Raw genomic sequence first — 24,307 nt, 5'->3', positions numbered from 1 at the left:
CGCACGGCGCGGCACGCCCCCGAGGCCGGGCCCGGCCCGGGACGTCGCGCCGGCCACCGCTACGAGACCGGCAGCACCCCCGTACGGTAGACCGTGCCCGCGCAGGCGCCCGGAACCGTCGCCGAGACCGTCGGCGCCCCCGTCTCCGGGGTGTGGGACACCTCGACGCTGCCGTTCGCCTTGCCGCCCCGGCCCGTCAGCTGCGGCGCGCTGCCCCCCTGGTCGGCGCCCGGGGCCGCGCCCGCGCCGGCGCCGGTGTCCTGGCTCGGGGAGGGACCGGGCGACGGGCCGCCGGTCTCGCCGCCGGAGCCGCTGCCGCCCGAGCCGGTGCTGCCGCCGCCCGGGACGGACGAGCAGGTCTCCGACGGCACCCACGCGAACTTCACCTCGTACGCCGCCCCCGGCGCCAGCACCAGGCCGGACACCTCGTCGGCCGCGTCGGGCAGCCCGCTGGCGTCACCGGAGGTGTGCGGCACCACGCTGATCCTGCTGGCGTCGGCGGCACCCCGGGCGTGCGTGGTCAGCGTGCCCGGACCGGTGACGGTGCAGCTGGTGCCGGAGACATTGGCGACGCGGAAGGTGCCCTGGACCACGCCGGTGCCGTCGGGGGTGCCGACCGTGGCGGTGGCGGAGCCCAGCTGGGCCCCGGTGCACTGCGGGACACCGGCGGCGGAGACCGAGGGGCCGGCCGTGACGCCTTCGGAGACGGTGAGGCCGGGGGTGCTGTCCGCCATGGGCGGGCGGTGCGTCGTCGCGTCGTCCGTGCCGTGCTCGGCGGGCGCGGCCGAGGGACCGCCGATGAGGCTCGCCCCGCCGTCGGCCTCCTTGCCCGGGCCGGTGCCGCCCTGGGACTGCGCGACCCGTCCGGCCATCGCCGGTTCCGCCTCGGCGCCGCCCTGGTCGGAGACGTGCACGAGGGCGGGAACGGCCGTGCCGAGGAACAGGGCGGCGGCCGCCATGCCCACCACCGCCTGACGCCTGCGGGCCCGCCGCTGGGGCACGGCGCGCCGCAGCCGCTCCAGCGCGTCCTCGCGCGGCTCGACGTCCCGGACCGCCTCGTGCAGCAGCCTGCGCAAGGCCAGCTCGTCCGGGCCGAACCCGTCGGGAGCCGGGTCGTCGGGGCCGTGGTTCACGTCCTGCATCCCAGCGTGCGGTGGCGTCGTGTCGTGCGGCGCTGCGTCGCGCGGCGCCTGCGGCAGCGGGTTTGGGCCGCCGAGCGGGGGCCGGGCGTCCCCCGGGGCGCCGGACCGGGGCGGGGCCGCGTCCCCGGACGGCCGCGGACGTGCCTCGTCCCCCGGCCGCGCGTCGTCCCGTGACCGGGTGCCGTCCCGCGGCCGCTCGTCCGTCCCGTCCCGCTGTGCCGGGTGCGTGCCGCCGGTCCCGGCGGGCCGTGTCCCGCCGCTGTCCCGCGGGCGCTCGGAACCCGCCGGTGCTCCGGGCGCGCCGGCGGCGCGGCGCGGGCGCGCCGCACGCCCCTCAGCGGGCCCGCTCATCGCCGCGCCTCCTTCGCGTCCATGGCTATCCGCAGGGCCGCGATGCCGCGCGAGCCGTACGCCTTCACCGAACCGACCGATATCCCGAGCGTCTTGGCGACCTGGGCCTCGGTCATGTCCGCGAAGTAGCGCAGCACCAGCACCTCGCGCTGCCGCCGCTGCAGGCCCTTCATCGCCTGGATCAGACCGTCGCGCTCCAGCTGCTCGTAGGCGCCCTCCTCAGCGCTGGCCATGTCCGGCATCGGCTTGGACAGCAGCTTCAGGCCGAGGATGCGCCGGCGCAGCGCCGAGCGGGACAGGTTGACCACGGTCTGCCGCAGATAGGCGAGCGTCTTCTCCGGGTCGCGGACCCGCCGCCGGGCCGAGTGCACCCGGATGAACGCCTCCTGCACGACGTCCTCGCAGGACGCGGTGTCGTCCAGAAGCAGCGCGGCCAGGCCGAGCAGCGAACGGTAGTGGGCGCGGTACGTCTCGGTGAGGTGGTCGACCGTGGTGCCGACCGCCGCGGTCTCCTCGGCGCCGTCGCGCTGGGTGGGTATGCGGGCAGGCCGCGCAGCGGGCATGGGCGCGATCACCGGCATGCCGCCGGCCGGACCGGAAGCGACGCGCAGCCGCGGGCGGAGCGCCCGGGGCGCGTGCAGCACGGGGCCGCGGTGCGCGGCGCCGACATCGAGTACCTCTGCCACGTCAGTTGGACGCCCCGCCGCCACCGGGGGTTGTACGGACCGGGCAGCGCTGTCGTGGCGAGTGCTTCTGGTGGCGCCGGCGGCCTCGTCGCCTCGGGCAGCCCACCAGACGCTGTCTCCCATGCCCTCATGCGTCCCGCTCTTCCCCTGTGTCGTGACATGACCGGGGCATCCCCATGCCCCGCCGCGCCCTCACGCCCCCGAAGGGTGATCACTGAGACGCGCCCCGTCCGCCGCTCGGTTGCGGTGAACGGGGAGGGTGTTCTTCGGACGCCGAGGCAGCGCGGCGCACGTGGTGACGGACCGTCGGCCCGCCCGCACGGTGTCCCCAGATCCTACAAAGGGGGTGTGCCGGGGCCGGGCCCGCGCCCCCGTGCGTCGTCCGTGCCGGCGGCGACGAGTTCGGCGAGCTGGACCATGTTGAGCGCGGCACCCTTGCGCAGGTTGTCACCGCAGACGAACAGCTCCAGCGCGGTGGGGTCGTCCAGTGCCCGACGCACCCGGCCGGCCCAGGTCGGGTCGGTGCCCACCACGTCGGCCGGCGCGGGCCACTCGCCGGCGGCCGGGTCGTCGCACAGCACCACGCCGGGTGCCGTGGCCAGGATCTCGCGTGCCCGGTCGGCGCTGACCTCGTTCTCGAAGCGGGCGTGCACCGCCACCGAGTGCCCGGTGATCACGGGGACACGGACGCAGGTCACGGCGACCGGGAGACGGGGCAGGCCGAGGATCGCGCGGGTCTCCTCCCGCAGCGCCATCTCCTGTGAGGACCAGCCCTCTTCGCACAGCGTCCCGGCCCAGGGCACCACGTTCAGCGCGACCGGTTCGCCGAACGGGCCGGTGTCGTCGCCGACGGCCCGCCGGACGTCACCGGGGGCGGTGCCCAGGTCGGTGCCGGCCACCTGGGACAGCTGCCGGCGCAGCGCCGCGACGCCCGCGTGTCCGGCGCCGCTGACCGCGAGGCAGGCGGAGACGGTCAGCTCCCGCAGATCGAACTCGGCGTGCAGCGCGCCCACCGCGACGATCAGGGTGAGGGTGAGGGCACCGGGGCCGGTGACGATCCCACGCGGACGCTGCCGTGCCGCGTGCGGGTTGATCTCGGGCACCACCAGCGGCACCCCGTCCTGTCCGCGGAACGCGCCGGAGTTGTCGACCACCACCGCGCCCTGGGCCGCGGCCACGGGCGCCCAGCGCGCGGCGACCTCACCGGGCACGTCGAACAGGGCGATGTCCACCCCGTCGAACGCCTCGTCGCCGGGCGGGATCACCTCGACCTCCTCCCCGCGCACGGTCAGCTTGCGGCCGGCCGAACGCGGGGAGGCGATCAGGCGGATGTCGCCCCAGATGTCCGCCCGCTGGGACAGGATCTGGAGCAGGACGGTGCCGACGGCTCCGGTCGCTCCCACGACCGCGAGCGCCGGTCGCCCGGTCATCGCCGCACGCCTCCGCGGGCGGCGGTGCGGGCGGAGCCGGTGGTCATCGTCCGGTGCCGCCGTAGACGACGGCCTCGTCGCTGTCGGAGTCGAGCCCGAAGGCGGTGTGCACGGCGCGCACGGCCTCCGGCACGTCGTCCTTGCGGGTGACGACCGAGATACGGATCTCGGAGGTCGAGATCAGCTCGATGTTCACGCCCGCGTCGGACAGCGCGGTGAAGAAGTCCGCGGTGACCCCGGGGTTGGTCTTCATGCCCGCGCCGACCAGGGAGATCTTGCCGATCTGGTCGTCGTAGCGCAGCGACTCGAAGCCGATGCGGGGACGATTCTTCTCCAGCGCGTCGATGGCCTTGCGGCCCTCGGACTTCGGCAGGGTGAAGGAGATGTCCGTCAGACCGGTGGCGGCGGCGGACACGTTCTGCACGACCATGTCGATGTTGATCTCGGCATCGGCGATCGTGCGGAAGATGGCGGCCGCCTCGCCCGGCTTGTCCGGCACGCCGACGACCGTGATCTTGGCCTCGGAGGTGTCGTGCGCGACACCGGAGATGATGGCCTGCTCCACCTTCTTGTCCCCTTGCTCGATCGGCTCGCTGCTGACCCACGTGCCCTGCAACGGGCTGAAGCTGGAGCGGACGTGGATCGGGATGTTGTAGCGGCGGGCGTACTCCACGCAGCGGTGGAGCAGCACCTTGGACCCGGAGGCCGCCAGCTCCAGCATGTCCTCGAAGGAGATCCAGTCGATCTTCCGGGCCTTCTTCACCACGCGCGGGTCGGCGGTGAACACGCCGTCGACGTCGGTGTAGATCTCGCACACCTCGGCGTCGAGGGCCGCGGCCAGGGCGACGGCCGTGGTGTCGGAGCCGCCGCGCCCCAGCGTGGTGATGTCCTTCTTGTCCTGGCTGACGCCCTGGAAACCGGCGACGATGGCGATGTTGCCCTCGTCCAGCGCGGTCCGGATGCGGCCGGGCGTGACGTCGATGATCCGGGCTTTGTTGTGGACCGAGTCGGTGATGACGCCTGCCTGGCTGCCGGTGAACGACTGGGCTTTGTGCCCGAGGTTTTTGATCGCCATGGCCAGCAAGGCCATGGAGATCCGTTCTCCGGCGGTCAGCAGCATGTCGAGCTCGCGGCCGGCAGGCATGGGGGAGACCTGCTCCGCGAGATCGATCAGCTCGTCCGTCGTGTCGCCCATCGCGGAAACGACCACGACCACGTCGTTGCCGTTCTTCTTCGCTTCCACGATCCGCTTGGCGACGCGCTTGATGCCTTCGGCATCCGCAACGGAGGAGCCTCCGTACTTCTGCACGACAAGGCCCACGTGCGCTCCTCGCTCAGTTACGTTTCTGTCGCACCGGTGCATATGCGGTGCGGTCGGCTCAGTTTATCGAGCGTCCGAAATTTCCCCCTGCGGTATCGCATGGTGAGATGTCCCGGCCGCCCGTCGTTCACGACGACTCATGCCCCGGGGACGGGAGCCCACGCGGAACGTGGCCGGGGTCACAGACACGAGGAGGCGTTCAGGCCACCGCCCGCCGGGGACGGCGGCACGCGGAACGGCTTCGCGCCGGTGTGCGCGCCCCCTCAGGCGCCGGGGCGCCGGCGGGACTGCTCGCGCTCGCGGCGCAGGCCCAGCGGACCCGCGATCTCCCGCGCCATGACCTTGCCCGCCTCGAACTCCAGGGTCTCGTCGCCCATGCCCTGGTCGGTGTCCAGGCCGTCCAGTTCCTCCAGCGGCTGGTTGAGCCGGACGTGGATGACGACGGACTGCAGGGCGCGCAGCACGGCGGAGACGGTGGGGCCCCAGTTGGAGAAGTAGGAGAACTGCCACCACCACAGGGCCTCGGTGGTGCGCCCGGCCCGGTAGTGGGCCATGCCGTGACGCAGGTCGGTGACGACGTCGGCGAGGTCGTCGGAGAGACGGGCCGGCACCGGGGCCTTGCGCGGCTCGTAGGGGTCGAACACCTCGGAGTAGACGTCGACCGGCTCCAGCAGCCGGGCGAGGTTCTCCCGCAGGGCGTCCGCGTCCTGCTCCGGGCCGAGGTCGGGTTCCCAGCGCTCGTCGGGGACGAAGTCCTCGTGCGCGCCGAGCCGGCCGCCGGCCAGCAGCAGCTGGGAGACCTCCAGCAGGAGGAAGGGGATCGCGGAGTCGGGCTCGTCGCCCTTGGCGACCTCGGTGACCGCGACGAGGAAGCTCTCGATCTGGTCGGCGATCTGGACCGCGAAGTCGTCCGGGTTCCGGCCGGCCGCGTGCAGCGTGGCATCAGACATCGAGCAGTCGTCTCCCCTCGAAGGCACGGCCGAGGGTGACCTCGTCCGCGTACTCCAGGTCGCCACCCACCGGGAGGCCGCTGGCCAGGCGGGTGACCTTCAGGCCCATGGGCTTGATCATCCGGGCGAGGTACGTGGCCGTGGCCTCGCCTTCGAGATTCGGGTCCGTGGCCAGGATCAGCTCCGTGACCGTGCCGTCCGCCAGGCGGGCCAGCAGCTCCCGGATGCGCAGGTCGTCCGGGCCCACGCCCTCGATCGGGCTGATCGCGCCGCCGAGCACGTGGTACCGGCCGCGGAACTCGCGCGTGCGCTCGATGGCGACGACGTCCTTGGGTTCCTCGACCACGCAGACGACGGACGCGTCGCGCCGGGGGTCACGGCAGATCGCGCACAGCTCCTCCTGTGCGACGTTGCCGCAGGTCGCGCAGAAGCGGACCTTCTCCTTGACCTCCAGCAGCGCCTGCGCGAGCCGCTTCACGTCCGTCGGTTCCGCCTGCAGGATGTGGAAGGCGATCCGCTGGGCGCTCTTGGGACCGACGCCGGGCAGCCGCCCCAGCTCGTCGATCAGGTCCTGGACCACGCCTTCGTACACCGGACTGCCGTCCCTTCCCGCGTGTTGCTTCGTCTCAAAACCGTAGTGGCCCGGCGGCCCCTCAGAAAGGCGGCCCGGGGATCAGGGCCGGGTATCAGGGCCCGGGGCCAGGCCCGGATCCGGCTCCGGGTTCAAAAGGGCAGCCCGGGGATGCCGCTGCCGCCGCCCAGGCCCTGGGCCAGCGGGCCGAGCTTCTGCTGCTGCAGCGTCTGGGCGTTCTCGTTGGCCGCGTGCACGGCCGCCACGATCAGGTCCGCGAGGGTCTCGGTGTCCTCCGGGTCCACCGCCTTCGGGTCGATCTTCAGGGCGCGCAGCTCGCCGGCGCCGGTGACGGTGGCCTTGACCAGGCCGCCGCCCGCCTGGCCGTCGACCTCCGTACGCGCCAGTTCCTCCTGGGCCCGCTGCAGGTCCTGCTGCATCTTCTGGGCCTGCTGGAGCAGCTGCTGCATGTTGGGCTGGCCACCACCGGGAATCACGATCGGCTCCTGCTCTCGTACGGGCATCCGGGCGGGGACCGTTCCGGGTGACCCCGCTGGCACGAGCCTACGTGGTCCGGGCGGACCGCGCGCCGCCACTCTTCCGGGTGAGGCACGGGCGTGTCCCCTGGCTGCCCGACGCCCTCTTCCGGGCGGAAATGCCGTATTTCCCTCCACGCCTCCACCCTCCCGGGGGTAGGAAGGGGTCCGGCGTGTCAGCCAAGCGTCCCGGCGCCGCGGTCCCGGGGCGGGCCGCGACGGTGATCGGTAGGGAGTGCCGGGTGGGTCAGCCGGAGAAGCAGCCCGAACGTCCGCCTCGGGACGAGCGGGGGGACGGGGCGGCCGGGCCCCGGCCGGGCGATCTGACCGGGCGGCCGCTGCCGCTCGGCGACTGGGGCCGGCCGGCCGAACGGCTGGAGGAGCTGTACCGGTGGGTGGAGCGCCGGGCGCTGGACACCGTCGCCTGGTACCTGGCCGGGCGCATGTGGAAGCGGCGCGCGGCGCGGGCGCTGCGCTGCGGGGCCGCGGCGGGCGCGCTGACCGGGGCAGGCCTGCCGCTGCTCGACCTGGCCGGAGCGGTGGGCGGGGCCGCCCCGTGGGGGTATCTGGCGCTGCTGCTGGCTGTGGGCTGTGTGGCGGCCGACCGGTTCTTCGGCGTGACCTCGGGATGGATGCGGGACATGGCGACCGCGCAGGCCGTGCAGCGGCGGCTGCAGGCGCTCCAGTTCGACTGGGCGGTGGAGAGCGTGCGGGAGGTGCTGGGGCCGGCCGAGGGCACGGCCGGGGAGGCCGCCGAACGGTGTCTGGGCGTGCTGCGGCGGTTCTCGGAGGACGTCACCGAGCTGGTGCGGACGGAGACCGCCGACTGGATGGTGCAGTTCCGGGCCGGTCCCGTCCCGACGGGACCGCAGTGGACCGTGCCGGCCGGCGGCACCCGTCCGGAGGTGCCCGCCGGCCACGGGCGCGCCACGCTGCCGCCGGGGAGTGCGCGGCCGAACATGCCCCGGCAGCGGCCGCCGGACGCGCGGTGAGCGACGGCCCGGAGCGGGCCGGGGGCAGCGCCGCCGTGCGCGGTGCGGCCCCGGCTCGTCCGGCCCTCCAGGCCCATCCGGTCCGTCCCGGCTCGTTCAGTCCTTGCGGTAGACGAGGCCCTCGCCGGTCGTGGTGTTCACCCGGCGCAGTCTGCCGTCCGGCAGCAGCGATACCTGGCTCGCCTCACCGGGCCGGCAGGCCGGGCTGTCCTTGCCCACGGTGACCGTGGACGGCCCGATCTCCAGGGTTCCGTCGCCGCCCGGCGCCCGGGTGAGCGGGGCCTGGAACACGCAGTGGTAGGACCCGCCGCCGTCGGTGGGGCCGTCGGCGACCAGGGTGAGCACGGTGTCCCCGACCGCGCCCTGGCTCAGGGTCAGCCGGCGCGGGTTGTCGCCGTAGGCGTTGGTGATCGTCGTCGTCCAGGTGCCGAGGTACGCGGAGGGGATCGCCCCGTCCGACGGTGAGGGCGAGGGGGATGCCGAGGGAGTGGACGACGGGCCGGGGCCGGTGGTGTGCGCCGCGGTGACGGCCGGGGACGGGCCGGGGACGGCCGTGTCGTCGCTGCCGCCGGTGCCCCCGCGCATCAGCGCGTACACCGCGCCGCCCGAGCCGAGCGCGACGACCAGCGCGGCCGCGACCAGGAGCGCCGTGGACCGTCCGCCGCGGCGCGGCTGCTGCCCGGCCGCCCCGCCCGCCGAGGGGCCGGCCGGTGTGCTGTACGGCGTCGGGGAGCCGGCGTGGGTGCCGTGGTACGGCGGCGCCACCCCGGGGCCGCCCTGCGGCGGATGCGGGTGGCCGTGCCCGGCGGGCTGCTGCACGGACCCGTACGGCGGTGCCGCCGCGTACGGAGGCGGACGGTGCCCGGACGGCGGGGCGGAGGGCGCGGTGGGCCCGGTGGGCGCCGGCTGCTGCGGGGCCGCCTGCGCGGGCGTGGACCGGCCTGGCGCGGGCTGGCTGCCGCCGACCGGGGTGCGGGCGTGAGGGACCGACGCGTGCGGACCGGCAGCGCCCGGCTGAGCGGCACCCGGCTGAGCGGCACCCGGCTGACCGGCGAAGGGGACGCCGCCCGGCCGGGCGGCGGACGGCGCGGCGCCCTGCTGACCCGCAGACGGCGCACCACCCGACGGCCCCGCGAACGGCACGTCATCCGGCGCCGAGGCACCCGGCGCTGCGGCAGCCCGCGGCGCGCCGGTGCCGTCGGCGGCCCGTTCCTGCGCGGCGGCGGGGCGCGGAGCCGCCCCGGACCCCACGGCGGCCTGGGGCGCATCCGCCGCCCGCTGCTCTTCCGCCCCGCCCGGGGCCGGGCCCGGCCCGGCCGGGTTCTCCGTGTCCAGCAGCTGGACCGCGTGCCGCCCGAGCTGGGCGACCAGGGCGCTCGGCAGCCACGGGTCGCGCAGCCGTCCATCGGCCACCGTGTCCCCGGCGCCGCTGCGCTCGACGATCTCGGCCACGCTCGGCCGGGCCGCCGGGTCCTTGCGCAGGCAGGCGCCCACCAGGTCGGCGAGGCTCTCGGGCACGGCCCGCAGGTCCGGTTCCTCCTGCGCGATGCGGAACATCAGCGCGTGCACCCCGCTGTCGGCGGTGCCGAAGGGCAGGACGCCCGTCGCCGCGTAGGCGAGCACCGAGCCGAGGCTGAACACGTCGCAGGCGGGCGTGATCCGTTCGCCGCGCACCTGCTCGGGCGCCATGAAGGCGGGCGAGCCGACCAGGGCGCCGGTCCGGGTGAGCCCGCCGTCGGTGACGGTCTGCAGGGCCCGCGCGACCCCGAAGTCGATCACGCGTGGGCCGTCGATGGTGACCAGCACGTTGGACGGCTTGAGATCGCGGTGCACCAGCCCGGCGGCATGGATGTCCTGCAGGGCGCCCGCGAGACCGGCGGCGAGGATGCGCACCGACCGCTCGGGCAGCGGGCCGTGGTCGTGTCCGACGACGCGCTGCAGACTGGGCCCGGCGACGTATCCGGTGGCCACCCAGGGCACGTCGGCCTCGGTGTCCGCGTCCAGCACCGGCGCCGTCCACGGGCCGCCGACCCGCCGCGCGGCCCGCACCTCCTGCCGGAACCGGGCCCGGAACTCCTCCTGCCGCGCCAGCTCCTGCCGGACCAGTTTCACGGCGACGGTGCGGCCCCGGTCGGAGCGGGCCAGGAACACCTGCCCCATGGCGCCGGACCCGAGCCTGGTCAGCAGCCGGTAGCTGCCGACGCTTCCTCGGATCTGCCCGCCCGGCCCCAGCGGGTCTCCTGCCCCCATGCCGTCCACGGTGAAGCCGCCTCCCCGACATGCCCCGGTACGCCCCTGCGCGACAGACCGAGAATAGTGCGGTGCCGCCGGCCGCCCGGCAGCGGTCCTCCCCCGCCGCGCACCGGCCCGTGCCCGCCGCGCACCGGCCCGTGCCCGCCGCGCACCGGCCCGTGCCCGGGGCGCACCACCCGGCGAGTCCGTTCCGCACCGGCGTCCGGGCCCCGTCCGCCCGCCCCCGCTCCCCGACAACCTGTCGCCAATTGCCCGCGTCCGCAGACAGGACGCCCATACCCGGTGCGTGTCCTGGACCTCTACGCTCGGCGCATGACCGCACAGCCCTCTCCGGTTTCCCGGACCCACCAGCCGAACCCCGAGGCCGGGGCCGCAGTCAAGGCCGCCGACCGTGCGCACGTCTTCCACTCCTGGTCCGCGCAGGACCTCATCGACCCGCTCGCCGTGGCGGGCGCCGAAGGGTCGTACTTCTGGGACTACGACGGCAACCGCTACCTGGACTTCACCAGCGGACTCGTCTTCACCAACATCGGCTACCAGCACCCCGAGGTCGTCGCCGCGATCCAGGAGCAGGCCGCCACCCTGGCGACCTTCGCACCGGCCTTCGCGGTCGAGGCGCGCTCGGAGGCGGCCCGGCTGATCGCCGAGCGCACCCCCGGCGACCTGGACAAGATCTTCTTCACGAACGGCGGCGCGGACGCCGTCGAGCACGCGGTGCGCATGGCGCGGCTGCACACCGGGCGGCCGAAGGTGCTCTCGGCGTACCGCTCGTACCACGGCGGCTCGCAGCAGGCGGTGAACATCACCGGCGACCCGCGCCGCTGGGCCTCCGACACCGCCTCCGCCGGCGTGGTGCACTTCTGGGCGCCGTTCCTGTACCGCTCGCGCTTCTACGCCGAGACCGAGGAGCAGGAGTGCGCGCGGGCGCTGGAACACCTGGAGACGACGATCGCCTTCGAGGGACCCGGCACCGTCGCCGCGGTCATCCTGGAGTCGATCCCGGGCACCGCGGGCATCATGGTGCCGCCGCCCGGCTATCTGGCCGGGGTGCGCGAGCTGTGCGACAAGTACGGGATCGTGTTCATCCTGGACGAGGTGATGGCCGGGTTCGGGCGGACCGGCGAGTGGTTCGCCGCGGACCACTTCGGGGTCGTCCCCGACCTGATGACCTTCGCCAAGGGCGTGAACTCCGGCTATGTGCCGCTCGGCGGAGTCGCGATCTCCGGGAAGATCGCACAGACCTTCGGCAAGCGCCCCTACCCGGGCGGGCTGACCTACTCCGGGCACCCGCTGGCCTGCGCGGCGGCCGTGGCGACCATCAACGTGATGGCCGAGGAGGGCATCGTCGACAACGCCCGGCGGCTGGGCGCCGAGGTCGTGGAGCCGGGGCTGCGCGCGCTGGCCGAGCGGCACCCGAGCGTCGGCGACGTGCGCGGCACCGGCATGTTCTGGGCGGTGGAGCTGGTGAAGAACCGCGAGACCCGCGAGCCGCTGGTGCCGTACAACGCCACCGGTGAGGCCAACGCCCCCATGGCGGCCTTCGCCGCCGCCGCCAAGGCGCACGGCCTGTGGCCCTTCGTGAACATGAACCGCACCCACGTGGTGCCGCCGCTCACCATCACCGAGGCCGAGCTGAAGGAGGGCTTCCAGGCCCTGGACGCGGCGCTGTCCGTGGCCGACGAATACACCGCGTGATCCTCCGGTAGCGCGCTGGTGAGCGGCCCGGATCACCGGGCCGCCACCCGCGTGCGAACGCGTAAGGTGACGACCTCACGGTCTTCGCCGACGTGTCATGACCACGTATCCACCACGGGTCGGGACGCGGGCGGGGACCAGCCGACTCACGGGCGAGTTACGCCACCGCACGCGCAAGGGAGACGCCCCGACCATGGCCGGCATCAGCGGAACCGGCGCCGTGACCCGCAGCACCCTGCGGCAGCAGATCGCGGACGCGCTGCGCGACGAGGTGCTGGCCGGGAGACTGCAGCCGGGGCAGGAATGCACGGTCAAGGAGATCGCCGAGCAGTACGGGGTGTCCGCCACCCCGGTGCGCGAGGCGCTCGTGGACCTGTCCGCGCAGGGGCTGCTGGAGGCCGACCAGCACCGCGGGTTCAAGGTGCGCGAGTACTCCGCCGACGACTATGTGCGGATGATCGAGGCCCGCCGCCTGGTCAGCGACGGGATGTTCCAGGCCCTGCTGGACGGGCGGGTGCCGCTGCCCGAGGCGAACCCCCCGCAGCAGCACCGGCGGGGCCCGCAGGCCCCGGACGATCTGCGCGAGGCCCGGGTGGCCGCCGCGCTCGCCGGGGTGCGCCGGCGCGGGGAGGAGGCCCGGCGGGCCGCCCTGGCCGGTGACCTGACCGTGCTGATCGGCTACGACCTGCGGTTCTGGCGGGAACTCGGCACCTTGTACGGCAACCCCTACCTCGCCGACTTCCTGCACCGGCTGCGCGTGCAGTCCTGGATGTGCGCGGTGCCGTACCTGCGCCGCCAGGACGACCTGCGCGGTCTGCTGTGGACCGGCCACACCGCGCTCGTCGACGCGCTGGCCGGACGGGACATCGTCGCCGCCCGCTCGATCGTCGCCGCGTACCACGCGCACGCCCGCTGTCTGGCCGACCGGCTGGCCGGCGCATGAGCGACACCGCCCACCCGCGCACCGGGCCGTCCTGGGCCGCGCCCGCCGAGGACGACGTCGACCTGTCGGTCGTCATCCCCGCCTACAACGAGGAACGCCGGCTCGGCCCCACCCTGGACGCCGTCACCTCCTATCTCGGCGCCGCCGGGGACCGGTTCGGCACCTGGGAGGTCGTCGTCGCCGACGACGGTTCCACCGACGGCACCGGCGACCTGGTCACCGCCCACCCCGATCCGCGGGTGAGGCTCGTCGCCGCCGACCGCAACCGGGGCAAGGGCCACGCGCTGCGCCTCGGCGTGCTGGCCACCCGCGGCCGGCGCGTGCTGGTCACCGACGCCGACCTGGCCGCGCCCATCGAGGAACTGGACCGGCTCGACGAGGCACTGGGCCACGGCAACGCCGCCGCGATCGGCTCCCGCAGCGTGCCGGGCGCCTCGATCGGCAGCCGCCAGCACCGGCTGCGGGAACTGCTGGGCCGCGCCGGCAACGTCCTCATACGGCTGCTCGCGGTGCCCGGCATCCGCGACACCCAGTGCGGTTTCAAACTCTTCGACGGGGACCGCGCCCGCGCCGCCTTCGCCGCGTCCCGGCTCGACGGCTGGGGGATCGACGTGGAGGTGCTGCAGCACTTCCACCGCGCCGACTGGCCCGTCGCCGAGGTCCCGGTGCGCTGGTCGCACCAGGCCGGCTCCAAGGTGGGCCCGCTGGACTACGGGCGCGTGCTGGCCGAGCTCGTGCGGCTCAAGGTGCGCTCCTGGCGGCCGGCCGACCTGCTGGCCTGCGCCGCGTTCCTGCTGATGGCGGTCGTGCTGTACGCCGGACGGCTCGTCGACCCCGCCCACCGCTATCTGCCGGACTCGCTGCAGGACCAGAACCAGTGGGAGTGGTTCTTCGCGGTCACCGCCGACAGCGTGGCCCACCTGCGCAACCCCCTCTTCACCGACCTGCAGGGCTTCCCCGACGGCGTCAACCTCATGGCCAACACGGTCATGCTGGGCCTGACGGTGCCCTGGACGCCCGTCACGCTCGCCTTCGGCCCGGCCGTGTCCCTCAGCGCCTGCATGACGCTGGGCCTGGCCGCGACCGGCACCGCCTGGTACTGGCTGATCGTCACCCGGGTCACCGCGCACCGCGGCGCCGCCTTCACCGGTGCGGCGCTGGCCGCGTTCGCCCCGCCGATGGTCAGCCACGCCAACGCGCACCCGAACTTCGTCATCCTGTTCGTGATCCCGCTGATCGCCGACCGGGCGCTGAGGCTGTGCACGGGCGAGCGGGTCCGGCGCGACGGCGTGATCCTCGGGCTTCTGACGGCCTACCAGATCTTCCTCGGTGAGGAGCCGTTGCTGCTGGCCGCGCTCGGCCTGGCGCTGTTCGCCGCCGGGTACGCGGTGGCGCGCCGGGACGTGGCGAGGGCGGCCTGGCGGCCGCTGCTGCGGGGCCTGCTCACCGGTGCCGCGGTGTGCCTGCCGCTCGTCGCCTTCCCGCTGTACTGGCAGTTCGCCGGCCCGCAGAGCTACGGCAGCGTGCTGCACGGCGACGACGCGGGCAACAGCCCGCTGGCCCTGATCTCCTTCGCCGAGCGCTCCCTGCTCGCGGGCGACGCGCGGCGGGCCGACGCGCTGTCCCTGAACCCCACCGAGCAGAACGCCTTCTACGGCTGGCCCCTGCTGCTGCTCGCCCTCGGCATCGCCGTCCGGCTGTGGGAGCACGCCCTGGTCAAGGCGCTGACGGTGACCGCGGCCGGGGCCGCGCTGCTGTCGCTGGGCCCGCGGATCCGGCTGCCGCTGACCGACCTGACCTGGCCCGGGCCGTGGGCGCTGTTCGCGCGGCTGCCGCTGTTCGAGTCGGTGATCGAGGGCCGGGTGGCCATGATCTGCGCCCCGGCGCTGGGCATGCTGCTCGCCTTCGCCGTGACCCGCATGGCCCGCCTGAGCGCCCCGGGCCCCCGCTGGGCCGGCGTGGCGGGCGTCGCGCTGGCCCTGCTGCCGCTGGTTCCGGCGCCGCTGAAGGCGGTGGACCGCGTCCCGGTGCCCCGGTTCATCACCGCCGGGACGTACAAGGCGTACGTTCACCCGGGCGAGACGCTGGTGCCGGTGCCGCTGCCCGACCCCGGCGCGGCCGAGGCCCTGCACTGGCAGACCGTCGCCGGCCTCGGTTTCGCCCTGCCCGGTGGCTACTTCAACGGACCCTTCGGCCCGGAGCGCACCGGCATCTACGGGGCCCCGCCCCGCGCCACCTCCAGCATGCTGCGCGAGGTCCGCTACAGCGGCGCCGTCCCCGTCATCGACGCCGCCCGCCGCGCCCAGGCACGGCAGGACTTCGCGTACTGGCACGCGGGCGCCCTGGTCCTCGCTCCGCAGCCCAACGACGGCGCCCTGCGCCGCACCGTCACCGAACTGGTGGGCCGCCCGGGGACGTGGACCGGCGGGGTGTGGGTATGGGACCTGCACGGGCGGAGATGACCGGTCCGGCTCCCCTGCCCCGCGCGGAATCCGCCCCTCACCCCACCGACTACGCTTCCTGATCACCGAGCATCGCTTCGCGCTGAGTGAGGAGCCCTCTTTGGCCTGCGACCTGTGGTTGGTACCGCTCGTCGACGTGTTGTGCCACGCCCCCGACAACCCCTTCGCCGAGGAACTCGCGCAGTACAACAAGGCGCTGGCCGAGAACGGGCTCCCCCCGGTGCCGGTCCACCCGTACATGCCGGGCCTGTCCGGCGACGTCGCCCCGGTCGCCGGTTTCGACTACGACGCCCTGCACTTCCTGCGCCGCGCCCACCTGCTGACCCTCACCGGCCTGCCGTTGAGCCCGGTGGACGAACTGGGCGGCGACTACGAGCAGTTGCTGGAGATGTTCGAGCCCACCGCCCGTCAGTCGCACCTGGTCTGGCACTACGACCACACCGGTGCCTACGTCCCGCTCGACTTCGCCCACCCCTTGTCCAACGACGACCTGCTCGCCGGCGGCGGGCCGCTGGGCTCCTCCCAGGCGCTGCTGCGCGAACTGGAGTACGTGGGTCCGGCCCTCGGCATCGACCCGGCCAACCCGCCGGCCCCTCCGTCCCCGCCGCCCGGCCCCACCGAGCTGGAGCAGCCGGCCGCGCCCGCGCCCTACGACCCCAGCCCCTACGCCCGCGAACGCCATGTGTGGTCCTGCCTGTACACGGCGGCGACCCGGAGCCTGGCCCAGGGCGCGATGATCGTGTTCAGCTGACCGCGCGAGCGCGCCGGCACGGCGGGCGCCTTCCGCCTTCTGCCGCGCGCCGAACGGGCGGCCGCTCTCCCTGCCCGTACGCGGAACCGGCGCCGCCCTCCGCCCGCGCGCACAACAGGCAGCCGCCCTCCGCCCGCGCGTACACCACACACGGCCGGCGCGGATCACCGCACCGGCCGTGTGCCATGGTCTCCCGCTTCCCGGCGTTCGGGCCCTCGGACACCCGGACGCCCGGGCCTGCGGGAGTGCTCTCCTCAGAGGAAGGAGTTGATCTGGATCGTCTCGTCGCGGCCCGGGCCGACACCGATCGCGGAGATCGGGGCGCCGGACATCTCCTCCAGTGCCTTGACGTAGCCCTGGGCGTTCTTCGGCAGGTCGGAGAAGGTCTTCGCCTTGGTGATGTCCTCCTGCCAGCCCGGCAGGTACTCGTAGACGGGCTTGGCGTGGTGGAAGTCGGTCTGCGAGTAGGGCAGCTCCTCGACCCGCTTGCCGTCGATCTCGTAGGCCACGCACACCGGGATGCGCTCCCAGCCGGTGAGGACGTCCAGCTTGGTGAGGAAGAAGTCGGTCAGGCCGTTGACCCGGGTGGCGTAGCGGGCGATCACCGCGTCGAACCAGCCGCAGCGGCGGTCGCGGCCGGTGGTCACGCCCCGCTCGCCGCCGATCCGGCGCAGCGCCTCGCCGTCCTCGTCGAACAGCTCGGTCGGGAAGGGACCGGCGCCGACACGGGTGGTGTAGGCCTTGAGGATGCCGATCACCCGGCTGATCTTCGTCGGGCCGACACCGGTGCCGGTGCAGGCACCGCCCGCGGTCGGGTTGGACGAGGTCACGAACGGGTACGTGCCGTGGTCGATGTCCAGCAGCGTGCCCTGACCGCCCTCGAAGAGGACCACCTTGTTCTCGTCCAGGGCCTGGTTGAGGATCAGGGCGGTGTCGGCGACGTAGGGCTTGATCTTCTCGGCGTGGCCGAGCAGCTCCTCGACCACCTGGCCGGCGGCGATGGCGCGCCGGTTGTACAGCTTGGTGAGGATCTGGTTCTTGACGTCGAGCGCCGCCTCGACCTTCTGGGTCAGGATCGACTCGTCGTACAGGTCCTGCACCCGGATGCCGACACGGTTGATCTTGTCCGCGTAGGTCGGGCCGATGCCGCGGCCCGTGGTGCCGATCTTGCGCTTGCCGAGGAAGCGTTCCGTCACCTTGTCCAGGGTGACGTTGTACGGCGTGATGATGTGAGCGTTTCCACTGATCAGCAGCTTGGACGTGTCGACGCCGCGCTCGTTCAGACCGCTCAGCTCGGAAAGCAGGACCGACGGGTCGACGACGACGCCATTGCCGATGACGGGCGTACAGCCGGGCGACAGGATGCCGGAGGGCAGCAGGTGCAGGGCGTATTTCTGGTCACCGACGACCACCGTGTGGCCGGCGTTGTTGCCGCCCTGGTAACGCACCACATAGTCCACCGAACCACCGAGCAGGTCGGTGGCCTTTCCTTTGCCTTCGTCACCCCACTGAGCACCGAGCAGCACAAGTGCGGGCACGCGCGTACACCCCTTCCGGGCGGGGCATGTCCAAGGTCAGGGGCGTACGCGGGTTCACCGCCGCGTACACCGCGCGACCCACGTCGGCCGCGCAACCGTCGGACCGGATGCCCCGGAATAGACGAAGCCCCTGGCGCAATCGCGCAAGGGGCTCTTGCACAAAGATGCTACCCGAGGAAGCGAGGCAGGACCGAGGTGGCGACCTTCACGACGCCCGATCAGCTGCTGATGGTCATCGACCCGGTCGCCCGGCGCACCGACGGGGAATCCGTGCGGATCGCGAAAGATGTGCTCAGTGCGGGTGCCGTCACCAAGGTGTGTCTGCCCGAGGAGGCGGAGGAGTTCGACCGCGCCCTGGCGCGGCGCGGAGCGCGCCGGCCGGTCGTGGTCGGCGACGACCGGGCGCTGCTGCGGGCGGTGTCGGTGCTGCACCGGCGGCGGGAGCTGGCGGACTGCGTGCTGTCCGTGGTGCCGGTCGGGGATGTCATGTCCCTGGCCCACTCGCTGGGTGTGCCGGCCGGTCCGGTGGCCGCGGCACGGACGGTGCTCGACGGGGTGGTCCGCCGGCGCGATCTGCTCGTCGACGACAGCGACGGGGTGGTGGTGGGCGCGCTGCACATCCCGCCGCCCGGCGACCGTCCGGCGGCGGCAGCCCGGGCGCGCGGCGGGCCGGCGGACGCGGCGGCGGACGCCGTCCCGGCCGCTGCGGGTGCGGGCCGGGACTGGCTGCGCACCTGCCAGTCGCTGGTGCGGACCCTGGTCGCCCGCCCGCCCCGGGCGGCGGGCGCCGCCGGACGGCGGCCGGTCCACCTGCGGGTGGAGGTCGACGGGGTCACGGTCGTCGACCTGGACCGGCCGGTGGAGGCCGTCTGCGTCACACCCGGCGCCGAGGGGCAAGCGCGGGTTCGGGTGCGGCCGCTGCCCGGGCCCGGCGCCCAGGCCTCACCGCTGCTGGCCGAGGGCCGCACGGTGACCGTCTCCGGCGCGCACTTCCGCTACCGGGCGGACACGGAGGTGTCGGGCCCGGTACGGACCCGGACGTGGACCGTGCGCCGGGACGCCTGGGCGCTGGTGGTGCCACAGTCCGCGCCGGGGTGAGCGCCGTGCACCGGGGAGTGCGGGGCCGGGCGCCCGGCGGTCACCCCACCTCCACGCTCAGCCCCTTGAGTCCCCTGATCACGAAGTTCGGCGTGCGTTCCGGCTCCGCCGCCAGGCGCAGGACCGGGGCCTTGCGCAGCAGGGCCGTCAGGGAGGCCGCCAGTTCCATGCGGGCCAGCGGGGCGCCGATGCAGTAGTGGATGCCGGCGCTGAAGGAGATGTGCGGGTTGTCGCGGCGGGCGAGGTCCAGGCGCTCGGGTTCGGCGAAGACCGCCGGGTCGTGGTTGGCGGACCCGAACAGCAGGGCCAGCTCCGCGCCCCGCGGGATCGTCGTGCCGTCGATCTCGATCTCGTCCAGGACCCACCGCTCGAACAGCTGCAGCGGGGTGTCGTAGCGCAGCAGCTCCTCCACGGCCGAGGGGACCAGGCCGTGGTCGGCGCGGAGCGCGGCCAGCTGGGCGGGGTTGCGGAACAGCGCCCACCAGCCGTTGCCCGTGGCATTCACGGTGGCCTCGTGGCCCGCGTTGAGCAGCAGCACCGCCGTGGAGATCATCTCCTGCTCGGTGAGCCGGTCGCCCTCGTCGTGGGCCGCGATCAGCCCGGAGACCAGGTCGTCGCCCGGGGCCTTGCGGCGCTCGGCGATCAGCCCGCGCAGATACTCGGAGAACTCCACCGACGCCCGCACCGCCGCCTCGGCCGCCCGCGGCGTGGGGTTCAGCTCGTACATCCCGCAGATGGCCGCCGACCAGGGCCGCAGCTGTGCGCGGTCCGCCTCGGGGATGCCCAGCATCTCGGCGATCACCGCGACCGGCAGCGGTTCGGCGACATCCGTCAGCAGGTCGCCGCCCCCGTCGCGCACCAGGCCGTCGGCCAGCTCGCCGGCCAGGCGGTGCACATACGGCCGCAGCCGCTCCACCGTGCGCGGGGTGAACGCCTTGGACACCAGCCGCCGGATCCGGGTGTGGTCCGGCGGCTCCAGGTCCAGCATCCCGTGGTCGTTGAGGGTGTGGAACGGCTCGTGCTCCGGCGGGGGCGGGGTACGCCCGAACTCCTCGTGGGTGAACCGGTGGGTGTAGGTGCGGCCCAGCCGCCGGTCGCGCAGCAGCGCCGACACGTCCGCGTGGTGCGGCACGAGCCACTGATTGCTCGGCTCGTAGTACAGCACCCGCCCGCGGGCGCGCAGCTCGGCGTAGGCGGGGTAGGGGTCGGCGAGGAACGCCGGGTCCCAGGGGTCGAACGGGAGGTCGCGGACAGCAGCCATGCCCGGGACGCTAGCCCGCCGGCCGGTCGCGGACCAGGGAGTGTGCGGCCGGTGCGCGCATCAGCCCGGCGGAACGCCGGTACCCCGCCCCGCCGGGACCTCAGTACCCCGAGGGACGGACGAGGCCGCACTCGTAGGCGAAGACCGCGGCCTGGGTGCGGTCGCGCAGCCCCAGTTTCGTCAGGATCCGGCTCACATGGGACTTCACCGTCTGCTCGGCGACGACCAGCCGCTCGGCGATCTCCGCGTTGGACAGTCCCTGGGCGATCAGCGCGAGCACCTCCGTCTCCCGCTCGGTCAGTTCGCCGACACGTTTCTTGAGCGGGGAGCGGGGCCGGTTGTCCATCCGGGAGAACTCGGCGATCAGCCGGCGGGTGACGCCCGGCGCCAGCAGCGCGTCACCGGCCGCGACGACCCGCACCGCCTCGGCCAGCCGGTCGGCGGAGGCGTCCTTCAGCAGGAACCCGGACGCCCCGGCCCGCAGCGCCTCGTACACGTACTCGTCGAGGTCGAACGTGGTCAGCACCAGCACCTTGGTGCCGGGTGTGCCGGCGGTGATCCGGCGGGTGGCCTCGATGCCGCTGAGCTGGGGCATGCGGATGTCCATCAGGACCACGTCCGGGGTGAGTTCGGCGACCTTGGCGACCGCGTCCAGGCCGTCCACCGCCTGCCCGACCACCTCGATGTCCGGCCGGGCGTCGAGCAGGACGCCGAACCCCTCCCGGACCATCTGCTGGTCGTCGGCGATCAGTACGCGGATGCTGCCGCTCGTCATGACCTTCCTTCTTCTGTCGCGTGCGGTGGGTGCGGTGGGTCCGACGGGTGCGGTGAACCGGTCCCCGGCGCGTTCTCGGGTGCCGAGGGGGCGGCCGACGGGTGCAGGCGGACCACGGGCAGGCCGTCCGGGTCGTCGTGCTCGATGCGCGGGGCGGGCAGCAGCGGGCCGTCGAGTGAGACGCCGCCGTCACGGGGCAGGAACGCGGAGACGGCGAACCCCCCGTGCGCGGTGCGGGCGGCCGTGACCTGCCCGCCGAGCATGGCCGCCCGCTCCCGCATGCCCAGCAGTCCGTGCCCGGCGCCCGGCGAGGGCGGGGCGGCCTTACGCGGCGCGGAGTTGACGATGTGCAGGCGCAGGCCCTCGGCGACGTGGACGACCTCGACACGGACCGTCGAACCGGGGGCGTGCCGCAGGGCGTTGCTCAGCGCCTCCTGCACGATGCGGTACGCCGACAGCTCCACGCCGGGCGGATAGGTCCGGGCGGTGCGCCGTTCGTCCTGCACCTCCAGGGTCACGGCGAGTCCGGCGGCGCGGGTGTTCTCCACCAGGGCGCCGAGCCGGCCGAGGGTGGGCTGCGGGGCCTGCGGGGCGGCGGCGGTGCCCGGCTCCCCGAGGCCGTAGGGGTCGTCGGGACCGGCGGAGCGCAGCACGGCGAGCACCCGGCGCAGTTCGGTGAGCGCCTCCAGCGCGTTCTGCCGGATGCCGGCCAGGTTCTCCTTGAGCTTCTCCGGCGGGTTCTTCGTCAGATGCTCGGCCACCTGCGCCTGGATGGAGATGACCGACATGTGGTGGGCGACCACGTCGTGCAGTTCGCGGGCGATGCGGCTGCGTTCCTCCAGCAGGGTGCGGCGGGCCCGCTCCTCGGCGGTGAGCGAGGTCTGCTGCACCAGTTCCGCACGGGCCTCGCGGCGCCCGCGCAGGGCGATGCCCAGAACCACCACGACCGTGGACAGGGCCATGGTGACCACGGCGGTGGACTCGTGGTTCACCGCGCCCACCGGCACCTGCAGGACATAGGTGACCAGCACGGTCAGCGCCAGCGCCTCCAGCGCGACACGGGTGCGCACCCGCAGGGCGAGCAGCAGCAGGACGAACAGGTGACCGATGAGCCCCGCCGCGGTCCACGGCCACTGGAACGTGTCCACCCGCCCGCCCGCCAGCAAGGGCCGGACGGTGACTGCCAGCAGCGCCGCCGCGGCCAGGGACAGCCACCACGCCGCGACCGGCCGCCGCAGGGCCAGCACCACGGCTCCGGCCTGGCCCAGCGCGAGCGGGAAGGCGTACTGGAAGACCACCTGCCCGGCGTTCAGCTGGTACGACAGACCGCCGACGAAGACACCGAACGCGGCCACACACACCACCACATGGGGCAGCCGGCGCAGCCGTCCCGTGACAGGCAGGGGATCGGGCCGCACGGTGCACAGGTCGTCCCGCAGCGTCCGCAGCCCGCGCAGGACGGCGTCTCCCCTCGACATCACCCGTCCACCCTAGGGTGTGAGGCGTCGTCCGCACCCGGGTGCGCCGCCCGCCTCTCGCGCCGGCCGGCGGTGCGCTCCCAGCCGTGGAAGGCCGCCCAGCACACCGTCAGGGCGAGGGCGAACACCGGCAGCCAGGCCAGGCGGGCCGCCAGCCAGCCCGGACGGTCGGGCAGGGTGTGCAGGCCGGGCAGGCGGCCGGCGAGCAGACCGGTGGCGGTGGTCGCCATCAGCGCCGTCTGGTGCCACAGGAACACCGTCATCGCGGACAGGTTGGCCAGGGCCACGGCCGCCCAGGCGAGCGGGCGGCGCATCGCGCGGCGCAGCGGCTCGCGCAGCAGCAGGGCCAGGCCGCACTGGGCCAGGCCGAAGGTGACGGCGGCCAGCGTCGGCGGGTTCAGGTTGGAGACCGTCGCGCCCGGGACGCCGACCATCGACGCCGGGTAGCCGGCCAGGACGACGAGCCCCGCGGTGGCCGCCGCACCGCCGGCCAGCAGCGCCCAGCCCGCGCGGCGGCCGCACAGTTCCCCGCGGGTCCAGGCGGCGCCGAGGGTGAACGGCACCAGCCAGCCGGCGGGCAGGTTGATCCAGCCGAGCCGGCCGGGAGCGCCGAACCCGAACCGCAGCAGGTCCACATGCAGCACGACGGCCAGCGGCCACACCGGGTGCAGCCGGGTCAGCAGCGGTGTCGCGGCCGTCAGCGCGGCGAGGACCAGCAGAAACCACAGCGGGGACAGGGCCAGCTTGACCAGGGTGCGCACCGTGCCCGGATCCGCGCCGCCCAGCAGCAGAGCCACCGCCACGACCGCCCACAGGACGAGGACGGCGGCGACCGGCCGGAACAGCCGGGAGAGCCGCCGGCGCAGCCACGGCCCGTAACCGACTCCGCGGGCCTGCGCCGACAGCCGACCGCGGGTGGTGACATGACCGCTGACCAGGAAGAACACCGCGAGGGTCTGGAACACCCAGGAGATGGGCGCCAGGCCGGGCAGGTACTGCAGGGGGCTCGCGGTGTGCAGCACGGGACGCGAGCCGTCCGGCACGACCAGCGCCGTGACCAGCCAGTGGCCCAGCACCACACCGAGGATGGCCCACGCCCGCAGCGCGTCGACCGCGCGGTCCCGCTCGGGCGGGGTCGCGGCGTGCAGCCGCCGGGCTGCGGCGCCCACCCGGGCCGGCAGGCTCGGCAGCGGCGGCGTGCGGGGCCGCCGGCTGCGGGCGGGCCGGGGCGCGGCGGGCGCTGCCGGGCGAGGTGTGTCGAGCATCCGCCCGGTCACCGCGCCCCTCCTTCCTCCCCGGCCGCGCCGGGCGCCGTGGGCTCCGTGCCCAGGACGATGCCGGCCAGGTGGGCCAGGCAGGCGGAGCCGGGGGTGAAGTAGGAGCTGTGGCCGCCGGGTCCGGCCGGGAAGGTACGCGCACCGAACGCCGGATCCATCGGGTCGGTGCCGAAACCGACCGTGGTGCCCAGCAGCGCGGCCCGCACATGCGGCACATGGGCCACCCAGTCGCCCGAGGTGCGGCCGGCCCAGACGCGGGCCGGGGTGTGCAGCCCGGCCACGCTGCCGGCGCCGGTGCCGGGGCTGCCGACGAGCACGATGTCGTCCACGGGCAGACGGGCGGCGGCCCGGCCGCACACCACCGAGCCGTAGGAGTGGCACACCAGGGTGAGACGCGCGGTGCCGCCCAGCAGGCCCCGCAGTTCGTGCACCGTCCGCCGCAGGCGGGGGGCCGCCTGTTCGGCGCGGCCCGTGGTCAGCACGGTGGTGCTGACGGTGCCGGGGGTGCGGTAGCCGAGCCAGGCCACGACGGCGGTGCGGCCCGGGGCGTGGCGGGCCAGTCCGGCGGACAGCGCCGAGGCGTCCGCGCGGAAGCGGTCGTAGGTGTCGAGGGAGGTGTCCGAGCCGGGCACCAGGACGGCCACGCGGTCCGCGCGCGTCAGGTCGCCGAACACCTCCGTGACCAGGCCGGGGCCGCGTCCGTCGAAGGCGAGCAGCCGCCGTCCGGGCGCCGCCAGCCGCCGCTCCGCCGCGGCCCGCCGCGCGTCGCCGTGCGCGGCGGCCCGCCGTCCGGCCGG

At 74.5% G+C, this 24,307-nt stretch carries 20 protein-coding genes; 6 read left to right on the top strand and 14 right to left on the bottom strand.

From position 1 onward, the window contains the following. Nucleotides 1-59: 59 nt before the first annotated feature. The 7 genes from IE286_RS24875 to IE286_RS24845 all read right to left on the bottom strand — a co-directional run bounded on the left by IE286_RS24875 (nt 60) and on the right by IE286_RS24845 (nt 6,948). Entirely contained in the window at nt 60-1,142 is a 1,083-nt protein-coding gene (locus tag IE286_RS24875; RefSeq protein WP_229863658.1) for a hypothetical protein, read from the bottom strand. 347 nt (nt 1,143-1,489) lie between these two features. Then, nucleotides 1,490-2,074, bottom strand: coding sequence for a SigE family RNA polymerase sigma factor (locus tag IE286_RS24870; RefSeq protein ID WP_189799022.1), 585 nt, complete (start codon nt 2,072-2,074; stop codon nt 1,490-1,492). A gap of 440 nt (nt 2,075-2,514) precedes the next feature. Beyond that, entirely contained in the window at nt 2,515-3,609 is a 1,095-nt protein-coding gene (locus IE286_RS24865; protein WP_189799003.1) for an aspartate-semialdehyde dehydrogenase, read from the bottom strand. Nucleotides 3,610-3,652: 43 nt separating this feature from the next. Continuing rightward, nucleotides 3,653-4,930 (bottom strand): aspartate kinase, encoded by a 1,278-nt coding sequence (locus IE286_RS24860; protein WP_189799002.1) that lies wholly within the window; start codon nt 4,928-4,930, stop codon nt 3,653-3,655. A 263-nt stretch (nt 4,931-5,193) separates the two neighbouring features. Next, entirely contained in the window at nt 5,194-5,880 is a 687-nt protein-coding gene (locus IE286_RS24855; RefSeq protein ID WP_189799001.1) for a DUF5063 domain-containing protein, read from the bottom strand. Next, nucleotides 5,873-6,472, bottom strand: coding sequence for a recombination mediator RecR (gene recR / locus IE286_RS24850; RefSeq protein WP_189799000.1), 600 nt, complete (start codon nt 6,470-6,472; stop codon nt 5,873-5,875). Before recR ends, IE286_RS24855 begins: the two co-directional genes overlap by 8 nt. Nucleotides 6,473-6,603: 131 nt before the next feature. After that, nucleotides 6,604-6,948, bottom strand: coding sequence for a YbaB/EbfC family nucleoid-associated protein (locus IE286_RS24845; RefSeq protein WP_189798999.1), 345 nt, complete (start codon nt 6,946-6,948; stop codon nt 6,604-6,606). Nucleotides 6,949-7,229: 281 nt separating this feature from the next. Between IE286_RS24845 and IE286_RS24840 the strand changes: the two genes are divergently transcribed. Next, nucleotides 7,230-7,979, top strand: a complete 750-nt coding sequence (locus IE286_RS24840) for an SLATT domain-containing protein (RefSeq protein WP_189798998.1) — start codon at nt 7,230-7,232, stop codon at nt 7,977-7,979. A gap of 96 nt (nt 7,980-8,075) precedes the next feature. Here IE286_RS24840 and IE286_RS24835 read toward each other — a convergent pair whose 3' ends face one another. Then, nucleotides 8,076-10,229, bottom strand: a complete 2,154-nt coding sequence (locus tag IE286_RS24835; RefSeq protein ID WP_189798997.1) for a serine/threonine-protein kinase — start codon at nt 10,227-10,229, stop codon at nt 8,076-8,078. Between the two features lie 315 nt (nt 10,230-10,544). Here IE286_RS24835 and IE286_RS24830 point away from each other — a divergent pair, with 315 nt between their 5' ends. The 4 genes from IE286_RS24830 (at nt 10,545) to IE286_RS24815 (ending at nt 16,083) form a co-directional block, all read left to right on the top strand. After that, nucleotides 10,545-11,927: an aspartate aminotransferase family protein gene (locus IE286_RS24830; RefSeq protein ID WP_189798996.1), complete on the top strand. Its 1,383-nt coding sequence runs from the start codon at nt 10,545-10,547 to the stop codon at nt 11,925-11,927. A gap of 193 nt (nt 11,928-12,120) precedes the next feature. Beyond that, entirely contained in the window at nt 12,121-12,870 is a 750-nt protein-coding gene (locus IE286_RS24825; RefSeq protein ID WP_189798995.1) for a GntR family transcriptional regulator, read from the top strand. Then, a complete protein-coding gene (locus tag IE286_RS24820; RefSeq protein WP_189798994.1) occupies nt 12,867-15,332 on the top strand; it encodes a dolichyl-phosphate beta-glucosyltransferase in 2,466 nt (821 codons plus the stop codon). Before IE286_RS24825 ends, IE286_RS24820 begins: the two co-directional genes overlap by 4 nt. 100 nt (nt 15,333-15,432) lie before the next feature. After that, a complete protein-coding gene (locus tag IE286_RS24815; protein ID WP_189798993.1) occupies nt 15,433-16,083 on the top strand; it encodes a putative DNA-mimic protein in 651 nt (216 codons plus the stop codon). 254 nt (nt 16,084-16,337) lie between these two features. Here the strand turns inward: IE286_RS24815 and IE286_RS24810 are convergent, their stop codons facing one another. Continuing rightward, nucleotides 16,338-17,621: an adenylosuccinate synthase gene (locus tag IE286_RS24810; RefSeq protein ID WP_189798992.1), complete on the bottom strand. Its 1,284-nt coding sequence runs from the start codon at nt 17,619-17,621 to the stop codon at nt 16,338-16,340. Between the two features lie 228 nt (nt 17,622-17,849). On the opposite strand from IE286_RS24810, the gene IE286_RS24805 reads away from it, so the two are divergent. Then, nucleotides 17,850-18,719, top strand: coding sequence for a diacylglycerol kinase (locus IE286_RS24805; protein WP_189799021.1), 870 nt, complete (start codon nt 17,850-17,852; stop codon nt 18,717-18,719). A 40-nt stretch (nt 18,720-18,759) separates the two neighbouring features. On the opposite strand, the gene IE286_RS24800 is transcribed toward IE286_RS24805, so the two are convergent. The 5 genes from IE286_RS24800 to IE286_RS24780 all read right to left on the bottom strand — a co-directional run. Continuing rightward, nucleotides 18,760-19,980, bottom strand: a complete 1,221-nt coding sequence (locus IE286_RS24800; RefSeq protein WP_189798991.1) for a cytochrome P450 — start codon at nt 19,978-19,980, stop codon at nt 18,760-18,762. A gap of 100 nt (nt 19,981-20,080) precedes the next feature. After that, nucleotides 20,081-20,755 (bottom strand): response regulator, encoded by a 675-nt coding sequence (locus tag IE286_RS24795; protein ID WP_189798990.1) that lies wholly within the window; start codon nt 20,753-20,755, stop codon nt 20,081-20,083. Next, nucleotides 20,752-22,233 carry a sensor histidine kinase gene (locus IE286_RS24790; protein ID WP_189798989.1) on the bottom strand — a complete coding sequence of 494 codons (1,482 nt, stop codon included), beginning with the start codon at nt 22,231-22,233 and terminating at the stop codon, nt 20,752-20,754. Before IE286_RS24790 ends, IE286_RS24795 begins: the two co-directional genes overlap by 4 nt. Beyond that, nucleotides 22,233-23,498: an acyltransferase family protein gene (locus IE286_RS24785; protein ID WP_189799020.1), complete on the bottom strand. Its 1,266-nt coding sequence runs from the start codon at nt 23,496-23,498 to the stop codon at nt 22,233-22,235. Before IE286_RS24785 ends, IE286_RS24790 begins: the two co-directional genes overlap by 1 nt. 8 nt (nt 23,499-23,506) lie before the next feature. Further along, nucleotides 23,507-24,307, bottom strand: an 801-nt coding sequence (locus IE286_RS24780; protein ID WP_189798988.1) for an alpha/beta hydrolase, incomplete at its 5' end; no start/stop codon positions are given.

The organism is Streptomyces thermodiastaticus, assembly GCF_014656135.1.
Taxonomy (GTDB): Bacteria; Actinomycetota; Actinomycetes; order Streptomycetales; family Streptomycetaceae; genus Streptomyces; species Streptomyces thermodiastaticus.
This window is presented reverse-complemented; position numbering and strand designations above follow the sequence as displayed.